This is a genomic window from Nocardioides sp. CFH 31398 (genome assembly GCF_022436705.1).
In the GTDB taxonomy this organism is placed as follows: domain Bacteria; phylum Actinomycetota; class Actinomycetes; order Propionibacteriales; family Nocardioidaceae; genus Nocardioides.
On sequence record NZ_JAKUHT010000003.1, the window covers coordinates 228,093 to 243,409 of the forward strand.

The 15,317-nt window shown below is 76.4% G+C and carries 16 protein-coding genes; 8 read left to right on the forward strand and 8 right to left on the reverse strand.

All coding sequences use genetic code 11. From position 1 onward, the window contains the following. Positions 1 to 4: 4 nt before the first annotated feature. The gene (locus MJ876_RS03430) at positions 5 to 805 is read right to left on the reverse strand and encodes a carbon-nitrogen hydrolase family protein (RefSeq protein ID WP_240234667.1); all 801 of its coding nucleotides are present in this window, start codon (positions 803 to 805) and stop codon (positions 5 to 7) included. A 25-nt stretch (positions 806 to 830) separates the two neighbouring features. On the opposite strand from MJ876_RS03430, the gene MJ876_RS03435 reads away from it, so the two are divergent. From MJ876_RS03435 to MJ876_RS03460, 6 genes are all read left to right on the forward strand, one after another. Then, complete coding sequence (locus MJ876_RS03435) at positions 831 to 1,901, forward strand: GNAT family N-acetyltransferase (protein ID WP_240234668.1); 1,071 nt, start codon at positions 831 to 833, stop codon at positions 1,899 to 1,901. 9 nt (positions 1,902 to 1,910) lie between these two features. Further along, positions 1,911 to 2,897, forward strand: a complete 987-nt coding sequence (locus MJ876_RS03440; RefSeq protein WP_240234669.1) for an NAD(P)H-quinone oxidoreductase — start codon at positions 1,911 to 1,913, stop codon at positions 2,895 to 2,897. Between the two features lie 19 nt (positions 2,898 to 2,916). Next, complete coding sequence (locus MJ876_RS03445; protein ID WP_275694309.1) at positions 2,917 to 3,564, forward strand: bacterial proteasome activator family protein; 648 nt, start codon at positions 2,917 to 2,919, stop codon at positions 3,562 to 3,564. Positions 3,565 to 3,632: 68 nt separating this feature from the next. Beyond that, on the forward strand, positions 3,633 to 4,550 hold the full coding sequence (locus tag MJ876_RS03450) for a squalene/phytoene synthase family protein (protein ID WP_240234670.1): 918 nt from the start codon (positions 3,633 to 3,635) through the stop codon (positions 4,548 to 4,550). Then, a complete protein-coding gene (gene crtI, locus MJ876_RS03455; RefSeq protein ID WP_240234671.1) occupies positions 4,547 to 6,166 on the forward strand; it encodes a phytoene desaturase family protein in 1,620 nt (539 codons plus the stop codon). Before MJ876_RS03450 ends, crtI begins: the two co-directional genes overlap by 4 nt. Positions 6,167 to 6,171: 5 nt before the next feature. After that, the gene (locus MJ876_RS03460) at positions 6,172 to 6,891 is read left to right on the forward strand and encodes a CDP-alcohol phosphatidyltransferase family protein (RefSeq protein WP_240234672.1); all 720 of its coding nucleotides are present in this window, start codon (positions 6,172 to 6,174) and stop codon (positions 6,889 to 6,891) included. 537 nt (positions 6,892 to 7,428) lie between these two features. On the opposite strand, the gene MJ876_RS03465 is transcribed toward MJ876_RS03460, so the two are convergent. From MJ876_RS03465 to MJ876_RS03485, 5 genes are read right to left on the reverse strand one after another with little or no spacing between them, the layout of a single operon-like run. Further along, positions 7,429 to 9,018 (reverse strand): phytoene desaturase family protein, encoded by a 1,590-nt coding sequence (locus tag MJ876_RS03465; RefSeq protein ID WP_240234673.1) that lies wholly within the window; start codon positions 9,016 to 9,018, stop codon positions 7,429 to 7,431. Beyond that, positions 9,008 to 10,138, reverse strand: coding sequence for a glycosyltransferase (locus MJ876_RS03470; RefSeq protein WP_240234674.1), 1,131 nt, complete (start codon positions 10,136 to 10,138; stop codon positions 9,008 to 9,010). Before MJ876_RS03470 ends, MJ876_RS03465 begins: the two co-directional genes overlap by 11 nt. Continuing rightward, positions 10,135 to 10,980, reverse strand: a complete 846-nt coding sequence (locus MJ876_RS03475; RefSeq protein WP_240234675.1) for a carotenoid biosynthesis protein — start codon at positions 10,978 to 10,980, stop codon at positions 10,135 to 10,137. The genes MJ876_RS03470 and MJ876_RS03475 overlap by 4 nt, the downstream gene beginning before the upstream one ends. Next, positions 10,977 to 11,696 carry a hypothetical protein gene (locus MJ876_RS03480; RefSeq protein WP_240234676.1) on the reverse strand — a complete coding sequence of 240 codons (720 nt, stop codon included), beginning with the start codon at positions 11,694 to 11,696 and terminating at the stop codon, positions 10,977 to 10,979. Before MJ876_RS03480 ends, MJ876_RS03475 begins: the two co-directional genes overlap by 4 nt. Continuing rightward, entirely contained in the window at positions 11,693 to 12,577 is an 885-nt protein-coding gene (locus MJ876_RS03485) for a YhjD/YihY/BrkB family envelope integrity protein (RefSeq protein ID WP_240234677.1), read from the reverse strand. The genes MJ876_RS03480 and MJ876_RS03485 overlap by 4 nt, the downstream gene beginning before the upstream one ends. A 24-nt stretch (positions 12,578 to 12,601) precedes the next feature. On the opposite strand from MJ876_RS03485, the gene MJ876_RS03490 reads away from it, so the two are divergent. Together MJ876_RS03490 and MJ876_RS03495 are read left to right on the forward strand one after the other, a co-directional pair. Further along, complete coding sequence (locus MJ876_RS03490) at positions 12,602 to 12,970, forward strand: lycopene cyclase domain-containing protein (RefSeq protein ID WP_240234678.1); 369 nt, start codon at positions 12,602 to 12,604, stop codon at positions 12,968 to 12,970. Then, a complete protein-coding gene (locus tag MJ876_RS03495; protein WP_240234679.1) occupies positions 12,967 to 13,326 on the forward strand; it encodes a lycopene cyclase domain-containing protein in 360 nt (119 codons plus the stop codon). Before MJ876_RS03490 ends, MJ876_RS03495 begins: the two co-directional genes overlap by 4 nt. On the opposite strand, the gene MJ876_RS03500 is transcribed toward MJ876_RS03495, so the two are convergent. Beyond that, positions 13,295 to 14,317 (reverse strand): polyprenyl synthetase family protein, encoded by a 1,023-nt coding sequence (locus MJ876_RS03500; RefSeq protein ID WP_240234680.1) that lies wholly within the window; start codon positions 14,315 to 14,317, stop codon positions 13,295 to 13,297. The two genes, MJ876_RS03495 and MJ876_RS03500, sit on opposite strands and share 32 nt — an antisense overlap. Positions 14,318 to 14,591: 274 nt before the next feature. After that, positions 14,592 to 15,251: a hypothetical protein gene (locus MJ876_RS03505; RefSeq protein ID WP_240234681.1), complete on the reverse strand. Its 660-nt coding sequence runs from the start codon at positions 15,249 to 15,251 to the stop codon at positions 14,592 to 14,594. Positions 15,252 to 15,317 lie beyond the last annotated feature (66 nt).

Consider the following 15,317-nt stretch of genomic DNA (forward strand, 5'->3'; position numbering starts at 1 on the left):
AACGCTACAACCGTCGGTTGGCCAGCGACGGGTTGGTCTCGCGCGCCTCGGCGAGCACCGAGCGCTCGAGGACGACGTCCACGCGGCCCGCGTCGTCGCCGGCCTCGCCGAGCACGCGTCCCATCGGGTCGAGGGCGAGGGAGTGGCCGGTGTAGCGGGGCGCGGGCTGGGCCGCGGCCACCACGAAGACCGTGTTCTCGATCGCCCGCGCGGTGAGCAGGGTGCGCCAGTGGTGGAGCTTGCCGGGCCCGGCGAGCCACGCCGCGGGCAGGACGAGGACCTCCGAGCCGGCGTCCACCAGCATCCGGGCGTGCTCGGGGAAGCGCAGGTCGTAGCAGGTCATGAGGCCGAGGGTGAAGCCGCCGACCTCGACCGTGACCGGCGTGGTCCCGCCGGGGCTGAGGCGGTCGGACTCGCGGTAGCCGAACGAGTCGTACAGGTGGATCTTCCGGTACGACGCCCGCTCGCCGTCGGGGCCCGCGACCGCGAGCGTGTTCCACGGGCGGCCGGGGTCGTCGGAGGTCTCGAACATCCCCGCGACGACCGTCGCGCGGCGCTCCGCGGCGAGCTGCGCGACGGCGCCCGCGAAGGGCCCGTCGCCGGCGTCGGCGCCCCAGACGGTCTCGGCGGCCCCGGAGACGTCGGACCCCGCCTTGCCGAAGTCGCGGGCGAACGCCTCGGGCCACACCATCAGGTCGGTGCCGTCCGGCACCTCGGCCGCGGTCTTCGCGAGGAGCTCCCGGTTCTCCGCGGGGTCGAGGGTGGAGGCCGCCTGGACCAGGCTGACGCGCAGCGAGGAGCTCATCACCCCAGGGTGCCAGGATCGCCGGATGAGTTCACGCGTCGCGATCGTCCTGACCGGCGGGGGCGCGCGTCGGCTCGCGGGGACCCCGAAGTCGACCCTGCGCCGCGGCGGGGCCAGCTACCTGGCCCTGGCCCTGGCGGCGGTCGCCGACGCCGACGCGGTCGTCGTCGTGGGCGACGCCGACCCGCACCACCCCGCGCCCCGCTACGTCCGGGAGGACCCCCCGGGCGGCGGGCCGGGCGCCGGGATCCTCGCGGGGCTCGACGCCGGGGACCCCCGTGGCGAGGCATCCGAGGTCGTCGTCCTCGCCGTCGACATGCCGGGGGTGACCCCCGGGACCGTCGAGCGCCTGCGCCGTGCCGCGGCCGGGCGGGACGGCGCCGTCCTGCTCGGGGCGGACGAGCGTCGCCAGCTCGCGCTGGTCCTCGACGCGCACCGGCTGCGGGCCGTCCGGCCGGCGGGACCCGCAGACGGCCTGCCGGTCCACCGCCTGCTCGCGGGGCTCGACCTCGTCGAGGTGGAGCCGGAGGGCGCCGAGGGCCTCGACGTCGACACCCCGGCCGACCTCGCCGCCAGCCACGGCGTCTCGGTCGAGCCGGTCGACGCCGAGGACTGGGAGCGCTGGGCCCGCCTGCGCCTCGTCGCGCTCGAGGACGCCCCCGACGCCTTCGGGTCCCGGCACGTCGACTGGGCCGACGCCGACGAGGGCCGCTGGCGGAGCCGGTTCGACACCCCCCGGGCCGTCTTCCGCGTCGCCGTCCTCGACGGCGTGGACGTCGGCATGGTCGCGCTCCAGCCCGCGCTCGGGGGGTGGTCGCTGGTCTCGATGTGGGTCGCCCCGGGGGCCCGCGGGCGCGGGGTGGTCGACGCCCTCGTCGCGGAGGTCGCGACGTACGCCGCCGGGCAGGGCGCCGAGGCGCTGCTGCTGCAGGTGCGGGAGGCCAACGCCCGCGCGCGGGCGGCGTACGAGCGGCTCGGCTTCGTCGTGACCGGGGAGGTCGAGGACCCGTCGGCCCCGCCGGCGCTGCGCGAGCTGGAGATGCGCCGCGACCTGCGGCCGCCCGCTGCGCGGACGGATGTCGGCGTGGACTCCTAGGCTGCACGCATGCGCGCTGTGGTGGTCGAAGAGCCGGGTGGTCCCGAGGTCCTGCGGGTGGCGGACGACGTCGCCGAGCCGGAGGCGGGCCCGGGCGAGGTCCTGCTCGAGGTCCGCGCGACGGCGGTGAACCGCGCCGACACCCTGCAGCGCCGGGGCATGTACCCGCCGCCCCCGGGCGCCTCGGACATCATCGGCCTCGAGTGCAGCGGGACCGTCGCGGCCCTCGGCGAGGGCGTGGAGCACCTCGCGGTCGGCGACGAGGTCTGCGCGCTGCTCGCCGGCGGGGGGTACGCCGAGCGCGTCGCCGTCCCCGCGGGCCAGGTCATGCCCGTCCCCGACGGCGTCGACCTCGTCACGGCCGCCGGCATCGCCGAGGTGGCGTGCACGGTCTGGTCGAACGTCTTCATGCGCGCCGGCCTCACCGCGGGCGACGTGCTGCTGGTCCACGGCGGCTCCGGGGGCATCGGCAGCTGCGCGATCCAGCTCGCCGCGGCGTACGACGCGCGCGTGGCGACCACCGCCGGCGCGGCGAGCGCCGACTACTGCCGCGACCTCGGCGCCGGCCTCGTCGTCGACTACCGCACCGGCGACTTCGTGGCCGAGGTGAAGGAGTGGACCGACGGCCACGGCGCCGACGTCGTCCTCGACAACATGGGCGGGGCCTACCTGCCGCGCAACGTCGACGTCCTCGCCACCGAAGGTCGCGTCGTCGTCATCGGCATGCAGGGCGGCGCGAAGGGCGAGCTCGACCTCTCGACGCTCCTGCCGAAGCGCGCCTCGGTGCACGCCACCTCCCTGCGCGGTCGTCCCCCGGCCGAGAAGGCCGAGATCTGCGCGCAGGTCGTCGAGCACGTGTGGCCGCTGATCAGCGACGGCCGGGTGCGGATCCACGTGGAGGACGTCCTCGGCCTGGACGACGTCGCACGGGCCCACGAGCGGATGGAGACCGGCGGCCACCGGGGCAAGATCGTCCTCGACGTCTCCGGTTCCTGACGGGTCCTAGTCTGGACGCATGAGCGAGCAGCAGTCCGGACAGGGCCAGCCCGACGGCGGCCAGGCGGGTGGCGACCAGGTCGTCATCATCGGCCCGGACGGCCAGCCGGTCGGCACGGTGCCCGCGGGCGCCCTGGCGGCGATGGCGGGCAACGGCGGCGACGCGGACGGGGACGGGGACGGCGACGACGACGGCGAGCGCAACCTCGCCGACCTCGTCGAGCAGCCCGCGAAGGTGCTGCGGATCGGCGGGATGATCCGCCAGCTGCTCGAGGAGGTGAAGGCCGCTCCGCTCGACGAGGCGAGCCGCGCCCGCCTCAAGGAGATCCACCAGTCCTCCATCACCGAGCTCGAGGCCGGCCTCGCCCCCGAGCTCATCGAGGAGCTGCGCCGGTTGTCCCTGCCCTTCGCCGAGGGCACCCCCAGCGAGGGCGAGCTCCGGATCGCGCAGGCCCAGCTCGTCGGCTGGCTGGAGGGGTTGTTCCACGGCATCCAGACCGCCATCTACGCCCAGCAGATGGCGGCGCGGGCCCAGCTCGAGCAGATGCGCCGGGCGCTCCCGCCCGGTGCGGTCCCCGGCGGACCGCAGGGCGGCCCGCAGCAGGGCCACCCCGGCCAGCAGCCCGGCTCCGGCCAGGGTCCCGGCTCGGGCGGCATGTACCTCTGAACGTCCCGAGCACCGTGACCACCCGCCCGGCACGTCGTGCCCGACGTGCGCCGTGGGTACGTCCGGGGGTGAGCACGACGCTGCCCCGACCCCGACCGGACGACCGGCCCGACCAGGTCGCGCAGGCCCTCGCGACGTACGACGCGGTGGCCGAAGCCAGCGCCGCTCTCGTCATCGAGTCCTTCTCGAGCTCGTTCGGGCTGGCCTCCCGCCTCCTCGGACCGTCGGTGCGCGGCGAGGTCCGCACGATCTACGCCCTCGTCCGGGTGGCCGACGAGGTCGTCGACGTCCCCGTGCCCCCGGAGGGCCGGGCCCGGCAGCGGGCCTCCCTGGACGCGTTGGAGGCGGAGGTCGCCGACGCGATGCGGTACGGCTCTAGCGCGAACCTCGTCGTCCACGCGTTCGCGCGGACCGCCCGCCGGTGCGGCATCACCGCCGAGCTCGTCACCCCGTTCTTCGCCTCGATGCGCACCGACCTCGACGTCCGGGTGCACGACGAGGCCAGCCTCGCGACGTACGTCCACGGCTCCGCCGAGGTCGTCGGCCTGATGTGCCTGCGGGCCTTCCTGGCCGCCGAGCCCGCCCGCGAGCGTCGGTACGACGCCCTGGCGCCCGGCGCCTCCCGGCTCGGCGCCGCCTTCCAGAAGGTCAACTTCGTGCGCGACCTCGCCGAGGACACCGGCGAGCTCGGCCGGTCGTACCTCCCCGGTCTCGAGCCGGACGGCGACCCCGCCACGCAGGACCCGGCGCGCGACCGCTGGCTCGACGAGGTCGACGCCGACCTCGCGGCCGCGGCCGAGGTGGTCCCCGCCCTGCCCTCCAACAGCCGCGTGGCCGTCTGCGCCGCGCACGACCTGTTCGGCGCGCTGTCCACCCGGCTGCGCGAGGTCCCGGTGACCACGCTGCGCCGGCGGCGCGTGAGCGTTCCGACGTCCACGAAGGCCCGGATCGTCGCCCGCGCCGTCGCCCGAGGAGGCCGACCGTGAGCACCACCCCACCCCCCTCCCCCACCCGGCGGGTCGCCGTCGTCGGTGGCGGCGTCGCGGGGCTCGCCACCGCGGCGCTGCTGGCCCGCGACGGCCACGACGTCACCCTGCTGGAGAAGAACGCCGACCTCGGCGGCCGCGCCGGGTCGTGGGAGGCCGACGGGTTCCGGTTCGACACCGGCCCGTCGTGGTGGCTGATGCCGGAGGTCTTCGACCACTTCTTCCGGCTGCTGGGCACCACCACCGCCGAGCAGCTCGACCTGGTCCGGCTCGACCCCGGCTACCGCGTCTTCGCCGAGGGCCACGAGCCGTTCGACGTCGCCGCCGACGAGCAGGGGAACCTCGACCTGTTCGAGTCGATCGAGCCGGGCGCCGGTGCGAAGCTGGCCGACTACCTGCGCTCCGGGCGTGAGGTCTACCGCCTCGCGGTCGACCGGTTCCTCTACACGAGCTTCGACTCCGCAGCGGCGTACGCCGGCCGCGCGGTGCTGCGCCGCGCCCCGCGCCTGGCCACGCTGCTGACCCGGTCGCTGGAGTCGTTCGTCGCGTCGCGGTTCGACGACCGGCGGCTGCGGCAGGTGCTCGGCTACCCCGCGGTGTTCCTCGGCTCCTCCCCGGACCGGGCGCCCGCGATGTACCACCTCATGAGCGCGCTGGACCTCGCCGACGGCGTCCGCTACCCCGACGGCGGGTTCACCCGCCTGGTCGAGGCCATGACCCGGCTCGCCGTCGAGGCCGGCGTCGACGTCCGCACGGGCGCGGAGGCCCTCGAGATCACGACCGAGCCCCGCCGTCCGCGCCGCGGCGAGTCACGGCGCGCCGCGGCGACCGGGGTGCGCTGGCGTTCCACCGGCGACGGGTCCGTGCACGTGACCGAGGCCGACCTCGTGGTCGGCGCCGCCGACCTGCACCACGTCGAGACCCGGCTGCTGCCGGAGTCGTTGCAGACCTACCCGCAGACGTGGTGGGACCGCGCGACCTCGGGACCCGGCGCCGTCCTGGTCTACCTCGGCGTGCGCGGCGCGCTGCCCGAGCTCGCCCACCACTCGCTGTTCTTCACCGCCGACTGGACGTCGAACTTCGACGCGATCTTCGAGCAGCCGACGCGGACGCCGGACCCGGCGTCGCTCTACGTCTGCAAGCCGTCGGCGACCGACGCCTCGGTGGCCCCGGCGGGTCACGAGAACGTCTTCGTGCTCGTCCCGGTCCAGCCGGACCCGGGCACCCTCGGCCACGGCGGACTGGACGGCGAGGGCGACGCGGCGGTCGAGGCCGTCGCCGACCGCGCCATCGCGGCGATCGCCGAGGCGACCGGGGTCGGTGACCTCGCGGAGCGGGTCGTCGTCCGCCGGACGCTCGCGCCGGGCGACTTCGTCGACGACCTGAACGCCTGGTGCGGCGGCGCGCTGGGGCCCGCCCACACGTTGCGGCAGAGCGCGTTCTTCCGGGCCGGCAACCGGTCGCGGAAGGTCGAGGGGCTGCTCTACGCCGGGTCGAGCACCGTGCCGGGCATCGGCCTGCCGATGTGCCTGATCAGCGCCGAGCTCGTGCTGAAGCGGGTCCGGGGTGACCGCTCCGTGGGCCCGACCCCCGAGCCCGAGCCCGCCCGGGCCTGAGACCGGTGGCGGCCGCGCAGGGCGACGACTGCTCGCCCGACGACCGCGCCGCGGCGTACGACGCCTGGTCGCGGCGGCACGGCGGCGTCGACCCGTCGGGGTCGTTCTGGGTCTCGGGGTGGGTCCGGTTGTCGCACGGCGTCGCGCGACCACTGGCGGAGCGGGGGGTCTCCCCCGACGTCGTCTCCGCCGCCGGGGTGCTGCTCACCGCCCTCGTCCCCCTGGTCTGCCTGCTCGGCGACGGCTGGGTGCTGCTCGGGGTGCCACTCGTCGTCCTGGCGGGCCTGGCGGACGGCGTGGACGGCGCCCTGGCCGCCCGTCTCGGCCGCACCGCGGCGTGGGGCAAGCTCGTCGACGCGCTCGCCGACCGCCTCGGCGACCTCCTGCTCGTGCTCGCCCTGCTCGCGCTCGGCGCGCCCGCCTGGCTGTGCGCGGCGTACGCCGTCGGGCTGCTGCTCCACGAGCTGCTCCGCGCCGTCGCCCAGGCCGCCGGGATGACCGGCCCCGGAGCCGTCACCGTGAGCGAGCGCCCGACCCGCGTGATCGTCACGGGGGTCGCCGTCCTCCTCGTCGGCCTCGAGTGGGTCTCCCGCGCCGTCGGCGTCGCCCTCCTGCCCGACCTCGGTCCCGCCCAGCTCGCCGGCGTCGCCGCGGTCGCCGGCGTCGTCCTCACCGCCGTCGGTCTGGTTCAGCTGCTCCCCGCGCTGCGACGCGCGCTGTCCTGATCGCCGAGTCGGCCCGAACGCGCGCCCCAGCAACGCCGAGTCGGCCCGAACACACGCCCCAGCAACGCCGAGTCGGCCCGAACACACGCCCCAGCAACGCCCAGTCGGCCCGAACACACGCCCCAGCAACGCCCAGTCGGCCCGAACACACGCCCCAGCAACGCCCAGTCGGCCCGAACACACGCCCCAGCAACGCCCAGTCGGCCCGAACGCTGGCGTCGTATCAAGCTCGGGCCCGACTCGGCGCCCTCAACGCGACCGTTCGGGCCGACTCGGCGCCCTCAACGCGACCGTTCGGGCCGACTCGGCGCCCCCAGCGCGACCGTTCGGGCCGACTCGGCGCCCCCAGCGCAACCGTTCGGGCCGACTCGGCGCCCTCAGCGCAACCGTTCGGGCCGACTCGGCGCCCTCAACGCGACCGTTCGGGCCGACTCGGCGCCCTCAACGCAGCCGTTCGGGCCGACTCGGCGCCCCCAGCGCGACCGTTCGGGCCGACTCGGCGCCCTCAGCGCAACCGTTCGGGCCGACTCGGCGCCCTCAACGCGAGCGTTCGGGCCGACTCGGCGCCCTCAACGCGACCGTTCGGGCCGACTCGGCGCCCTCAGCGCGACCGTTCGGGCCGACTCGGCGGCTGGGGGTGCCCACGAGGTCGGCGACGATCCTCGCGGAGAGCATGACGAGGGGCAGGCCGCCGCCGGGGTGGGAGGAGCCGCCGACGAGGTAGAGACCGGGGACGGGTGACCGGTTGGCGGGTCGGAGGAAGGCCGCGCGGGCGCCGTTGGACGACGTCCCGTAGATCGAGCCGCCGGGGGTGAGGGTGGCGCGCTCGAGGTCGGCGGGGGTGAGCACGGTGCGGTGCCGGACCCGGTGGCGGACGTCGAGCCCCCGGGAGGCGAGGACGGCCAGCACGTCGTCGGCGTACGACGCCGCCAGGCCGGGGGCGTCCCAGTCGAGCCCGGACGTCGAGCCCGGCGCCGGGTCGTGGCGCGGCGCGTTGACCAGCACGAACCAGGCCCCGGTGCCGGGTCCGGGGACGATCGCGGGGTCGTCGGGCGCGGCGACGTAGACCGTGGGCCGCGCCACGGGCCGCGGTGGCCCGTTCCGGCCGAAGACGCCGTCGAACTCCTCGTCGTAGTCCTCGGCGAAGAACACCTGGTGGTGCGGCACGGGCGGTGGGTCGTCGAGCGCCAGCAGCAGCACGAACCCGGCGAGCGAGGGCGTCGCCCGGGCCAGGCGGGCCGAGGCCCGGCGGCCGGCGGGGCCGGCGACGAGCCGGGAGTAGACCTGGGTGGCGTCGGCGTTGGCGACGACCACGTCGGCGCCGCGCACGGTCCCGTCGGCCAGCCGGACGCCGCTCGCCCGGCCGCCCCCGACGAGGACGTCGGTCACCTCGACCCCCGTCTCGACGCTGCCACCGAGCGCCTCGACCCGCTCGGCGAGCACGGTCGCGATCCGTCCCAGCCCGCCGGGGACGTACCAGGACCCCCAGGTCTGCTCGGCGTACGGCACCGTCGCGAGCGCCGCCGGGGCGCGCCGCGGGTCCGAGCCGGTGTACGTCGCGTACCGGTCGAGCAGGGCGACGAGCCGGGGGTCGGTGAGGTAGCGCCGCCCGAGCGCGCGCAGGCTGCGCCAGGGCGCGACGGTCGCGATGTCGGGCACCCGCCGCGACAGCCGCGCCATGTCACCGACGGTGATGGGCGAGAAGAGGAACGGGCCGTGGGTGACGTCCCAGATCCGCTCGGCGCGCTCCAGGAACGCCGTCCACTGGGCGCCGCGGCCCGGGCCGAGCGCGGCGTCGAGGGCGTCGGGGACGGCGGCGAGGTCGCCGGGCAGGTCGAGCAAGGTCCCGTCGGCGAAGCGGTAGCGGCAGGCGACGTCGAGCCGCTCGAGACCCAGCGCGTCGACCTCACCACCGGTCGCGGCGAGGAGCTCGGTGAGCACGTGCGGCATCGTCACCAGCGACGGGCCGGTGTCGAAGACGAAGCCGTCGCGCTCCAGCGTGCCGAGCTTGCCGCCCACGGCGTCGGCCTGCTCGAGCACCGTCACGCGGTGACCGGCAGCCTGCAGCCGCGCCGCCGCGGCGAGGCCGCCGACGCCCGCGCCGACGACCACCACGTCACGAGGCATGGACCGGTCGCCCCTTCCACGTCAGCGTGCCGCGCCGGCGCGCCACCAGCGACTCGGTGACGAGCGCGCCGAAGGCCAGCACCGACACCGGGTGCGCCAGCGAGTCGGCGACCCGCCCCCGGGTCCGTCGCGCCACCAGGGCCCGCGACAGCGTGCTCGCGGCCCAGCCGAGGGCGCCGACGCGGGAGCCGTTCAGCGCGGCCACGGCGGGGACGACGTGCGCCAGCCCCAGCAGCGCGGTCACCCCGACCGCTCCCGCGGGCGAGCCGAAGGCGGCCCAGAGCGACTTGGTGTACCCCTCGCGCAGCGCCCTCGCACCGTCGTACATGCGGCAGGCGGCGACGCCGCTGCCCTCGGCTACCACCCCGCGACCGCCGGCCCCCTTGAGCGCGCGGAGCAGCGCGACGTCCTCGACGACCTCGCCGGCCACGGCGGCGTGCCCGCCCGCGCCGGCGTACGCCGCGGCGTCGACGACCAGCAGCTGGCCGTTCGCGGCGACGAGGGAGGGCCGCGGGGAGGTCTCGGCGAGCCCCAGCGGGAGGGTGCTCATCCACGACCACTGCAGCAGCGGCTGCACCAGCCGCTCCAGCGGCCCGTCGGCCACCTGCCGGGGGTAGGGGCAGACCAGGTCGAGACCGGAGTCCCGCAGCAGCGCGACGGACGACGTCAGGGCCCACGGCGCGAGCCGCACGTCGGCGTCGAGGAACACCAGCACGTCGGCTCCCCCGGCCAGCGCGGCGCGGCCCAGCTGCTCGCAGGCCCACGGCTTGCCGAGCCAGCCGGCGGGCCGCGCGCGCCCGGTGAGCACCTGCACCCGCTCGTCGGCGGCGTACTCGCTGAGCAGCGCGGGCGTCGCGTCGGTGGAGCCGTCGTCGAGCACGAGCACCCGGACGTCACCGGGTCGGGGCCAGGCGTCGGCCGCCGCGAGGACGGCGGTGAGGCAGCCGGCGACGTGGGCGGCCTCGTCGCGCAGCGGCAGCAGGACGGCGAGCCGCTCCGGCGTCGGCACGGCCAACGGGTCCGGGGCGCGCAGGCGCCGCAGGTTGGCCAGCGTCAGCCCGAGCGAGGCCACGGCGAGGCCCGCGCCCAGTCGCACCAGGCCCCGGGCGGCACGCCTCACCCGACGTGCTCCGGCGCCGGGGTCGGCACCGGGCGGGCGCGCAGCCAGGTCAGCGCGAGCGGCACCGCCACGGCGCCCATCACGACGGCGCCCACCAGCGCGACCGGCGGTCGCCCGAAGAAGACGGCGTGCGCGAGCACGGAGGAGAAGTAGGTCCACAGGTAGACGGCGAACGGCACGGCGTCGCGGACGCCGTCCGGGCCGTCGCCGGGGTCGACGAGCCGGTCGAGGACGCCGACCATGAGGAACGACACGAGCAGCCAGCCCGCGAAGTTCGTCAGCGGGATGCCCTCGACGCCGGGCAGGCCCGGGGTCGGGTCGGCCCACGTCCAGTGGCCGAGGTCGACCATCTGGGGGTCGAGGAAGACGTCCCAGGCGGTGAGCGTCCAGGCGCCCAGCAGCGCGACCGCGAGCCGGGAGCCGGCCGCCGAGATGGCGGGCACGGTCCTGGACACCAGCCAGCGGGCGACGAGCAGCGCCGGCCACGCCATCATCGTCCAGGCCATCGGCACCAGGGCGGGCACGCCGAGGACCTCCCAGCCGAGCGTGCCGGAGTAGGCGTACTCGCCGAACGGGAAGCCCGTCCGCACGCCGACCGCCTCCGCGAGGAGACCCCCGCCCCCGGCGACGACGACGAGGACCGCCGCCGTCCGCGCACCGCGGGTCGCGAGGGCGTGGACGACGGCCGCCGCGGACAGCAGCACCACGCTGGCGGCGGTCAGGGCCAGGGTGCCGCCGTCGGTGAAGGGGAAGGCCATCTGCACACCCACGGCGCCGGCCGCCAGCACGGCGGCGAGGCGCACCCCGGCCCGGCCGGTCGTCTCGTCGGTCCGGGTGCTCACGGGGTCCCTCCTCGGTAGGTGCCGCTCAGGTCGGTGACGGCGAAGCGGGCGAACATCTCCTCGGCGTACCACCGAGCGGGATCGGTGCGGCGCACCACCTCACGGTGCGCGGCGCTGCGGTAGGCGAACCCGACGAGGGCGTCGGACGATTCCCACACCGAGAAGGTTCCCTGCAGGCCGACCGGCGACTCCCCGATCCCCACCGAGGCCCGCAGGCCCTCGGCGGTGCGCAGGTCGTCCGCGACGGGCGGGACGGCCCGGTGGAAGGACGGCGAGCGCAGCGTGCGCAGCCGGGCCCGGGTGATCGCGGCGACGGGCCCGCGCCACCGGCCGCCGTCCGCCTCGGTCGTCGGCGGGGGGTTCCCGGCGAACGGCTGCACGCCGGACCACAGCCCGCGGCTGGTCAACGGGGTCAGGGACACGACGAGCTCCTCGGTGGCGGCCGCCTGCCAGGAGCGGACGACGCGCGAGGCGGCGAAGTCGGCGCGGGTGGCCTCGTCGGCCCACACCGTGAGCAGGGCCCAGTGGTGCGGGTCGGCGTCGCGGGGCGAGAACGTGTCGCCCGACCCGGTGCCGAGCAGCTTGGCGAAGCGGAGCCCGGGGGTGCCGCGCAGCGACCGCCGTCCCCGGGCCATGCGACCCAGGGCCGGCAGGACCGCGTCGGTGCCCCACAGCCGCAGCTCGGCGTACGACCCGCCGCCCTCCCACCGGCTCATGCCGCGGGCCCCACGTCGGGGAGCGGGGTGCCCCGGACCGCCCGCTCCTCCAGCGCGGTCGTGCTCGCCCAGCCGACGAGGAGGACGAGGTGCAGCATGCACAGCCACAGGCCCACCGCGACGACGCCACCCACGACGCCGAGGCCGCCGAAGGGGATGCCGACGTCGACGGGGATGGCCAGGAACAGCTGGAAGCCGTAGAGGAAGCCCACGAGGAACGCGCTCGTCGAGAGCCCCCCGAGCAGGGCGACCCACCAGCGGGGCTCGCCCGGGAAGACGTGCTTGAGGCACCAGGTCAGCGGCACCGCCATCAGCAGCCAGACCACGTGGAACCCCACGACCACCCTCACCGTCAGCGCGACCGCGCCGCCGCCCCCGCCCTCGGGCGTGAGGGGCACCAGCCACTCGCCGACGGCGAAGAAGAGGAAGGCGATCGGCGGCAGGGCGGCGAGGAGCACCATCACCTGGGCACGCGCCCGCCAGCCCGTGAACCGCTCGGTGCGGGGCCGCAGCGCCAGCCCGGCGCGGCGGAGCCCCTCGCCGTAGAAGGACGCGGGGAACAGCACGACGAGGGCACCCACCACGCCGAGGTCCGTGCCGGCGCGCACCAGCTCCTCGTACGGCACCCGCGCGCCCATGTCGGGCGGCACGAGGAGCCGCAGGGCGAGGAGCCGCTGCTCGGCGTCGTCGACGCCCCACCACCAGGTCGTCGTCCACACCAGCAGCAGCAGCCAGGGCACCAGCGCTATCCCGGAGAAGAACGTCATCCCGGCGGCGGCGGGACCCAGCTCGGGGCCGACGAGGATGCGGCGGGCGCCGACCGCGAGACCTCGGACCTCGGTCGCGTAGGCGGACATCACGGACAGCCGTGGGGCCCTCATCGGCCACCGCGCAAGGATGGGGCCGTGGAGCGCCTGACGTACATCGCGATGATCGTGTTCGTCCTCGTGGCGACGCTCCCGCTGGAGGTGCTGCTGCGCACCCGGGTGTACGCCCGGCTCAGGCGGCTCGCGCTCGTGGTCGTGTGCGTGGGGGTGCCGTTCGTGCTCTGGGACCTCGCCGCCACCGCGGCCGGGCACTGGCGCTTCGACCACGACCAGACCCTCGGCCTCGACCTGCCCGGGGGTCTGCCCCTGGAGGAGTGGCTGTTCTTCCTCGTCGTCCCGCTCGCGTCGGTCATGACCCTCGAGGCGGTGCGGTCGATGCGGCCGTGGCCGGTCGGCGACGAGCAGGCCGCCGGACGGGCCGCCGGGGGAAGCCGGGAGGCGTCGTGACCCACACGGAAGCCTCCCTCCTCGGCATCGCCGTCACCATCGTGCTGGACCTCTGGGTGCTTCGTACCCGACTGCTGACCCGACGGGTGTTCTGGGTCTCCTACGCCATCGTGCTGTTCTTCCAGCTGATCACCAACGAGTGGCTCACCTCGCGGGGCGTGTTCCTCTACGACCCGGACGCGATCCTCGGCTGGCGCATCGGGCACGCGCCGATCGAGGACTTCCTCTTCGGGTTCAGTCTGGTCGCCCAGTCCATGATCTGGTGGGTCTGGTGGGGGCGGCGTGGCGTGCAGGCCGAGGTGCCCCCGGGTCCCCGTCCGGAGCTCAGGCGTCTCGCCACGCGCAGAGACCGATGAGCGCGGCCAGGCGCTCGGCGTGCTCCTCCGCGACGTCGAGGGTCGAGGTCAGGGTCAGCGCGCGGGTGGCGAGGGTCGTGATCCGGTCCTCGACCTCGCTGGCCGCGCCGGTCGCCACGAGCACCTCCTGGACGGCGGCCAGGCCGTCGGGGGTCAGGTCGGGGTCGCCCACCGCGGCGTCCAGGACCTCGCGCTGGGCGGGGGTGGCGCGGTCGGTCGCGACCGCGACGAGCACCGTCCGCTTGCCCTCGCGCACGTCGTCGAGCACCGGCTTGCCCGTCACCGTCGGGTCCCCGAGCACCCCGAGGACGTCGTCGCGCAGCTGGAACGCCTCGCCCGCGGCGAGCCCGATGTCGCTGAACGCCGCCAGCAGCGGCGCCGGCGCCCCGGCCAGGCGGGCGCCGAGCAGCAGCGGCTGCTGCACCGTGTACGCCGCGGACTTGTAGCGCAGCACCCGCCGCGCGTACGACGGCGACACCGCGGCGCGCGTGTGGCCCAGGACGTCGAGGTACTGGCCCGCGAGGGTCTCGTCGCGCATCCGCGACCAGGCGGTGCGGACCTCGCCGGCCCGGACCGCGTCGGCGGACGCGACCCCGGCGGCGAGCAGGTCGTCGGACCAGGTGAGGCACAGGTCCCCCGCCAGCACGGCCATCGACGTCCCGAAGTGCTCGGGGTCGCCGAGCCCGTCGGCCTCGAGGTGGCCGTCGCCGAAGCGCCGGTGGACGGTCGGCTCCCCGCGGCGGGTGACGCTGCGGTCCATCAGGTCGTCGTGCACGAGGGCCGCGAGGTGGAACATCTCGAGCGCGGCCCCGACCTCGACGTCCCCCGGCACCGGCCCGCCGGCGACCGAGCGCGCGCCGAGGAGGGCGAACGTGGCCCGCAGCCGCTTGCCGCCGCGGCCCGCGGCGACCAGGGCGTCGACCATGGGCGACAGCTCGGGCGACACCTCGAGCAGCGTGCGGCCGCGGCGCTCGAGGTCCCGGCGCAGCAACCGGTCGACCGCTCGGGCGTCGACCGTGGCGTCGGCGTGCGCGGACGACGGCGCGGACGACGGCGCACCGACGACCGCCGGGTGCTCCGGCGGTGGGTCGGTCAGCGGACCCGCGGTCGCGTGGGTGGTCGTGGCAGCACCCTCCGTGCGGCTCAGCAGCCGGTGGTCCCCGACCGACCCGGTGTGTCACCGGGTCAACAACGAGTACCCGACTCCGCCGCGGACATGCCCCTCCCGGCGCGACCAGCCCCCGCGGCGGGAGGCCGGCGGGGCGTCACCGCTCGGCGCCGAACCGCCGCAGGACGAGCAGACCCACCAGCCCGACGGCGGCGAGCAGGCCGCCGGGCAGCGCGGTCCGTGCCGCGTCGGGCGCCGGGGCGTCGTCGACGACGGTGAGGTCGGCGGCCACCGGCTCGTCGGCGTCCACGCCGTCCCGCTCGCGCTCCTGCTCCGCGGTGCCCCGCACGGGGCGGCCCTCGCCGAGGGTCCGCTCGACGGCGGCCACCTCACGCGCGGACGCCGGGGCGGTGCCGTTGCAGGACGTCGCCCGCAGCGTCCGGGCGTCGTCGGTGAGGAAGAACAGGTACTCCTCGCCGCGGGGCACGCGCCCCAGCCCGCAGGCGGACGTCGCGGCGGCGGTCGTGACCTCGATGGTGGGGTCGGGCAGCGCGCCGGCGTACACCCGGTCGACGTCGACGACCAGCGTGACGGTGCCGAACTGGCTCGGGCCCTGCTGACCACGCCGGGTCTGCCGGCCCTGCGGGTCGCGCTGGCCGGTGACCACACCGCTCACCACCAGGTCCGCCGCCCCGGCCTGCTGTGCCACCCCCTGCTGGACGCAGCGGCAGGCCTGGGCGGGCGCCGCGCCGAGGACGACGACCGAGCAGGCCGCCACCAGGGTCGTCAGGAGCGCCGCCAGGGCACGGGTCACCACGTCGTCGCGCCTCCTCCGCTCGCCGGTCCGCCCACCCATTCTGACGGGTCGCGGGTGGCGGCGGTT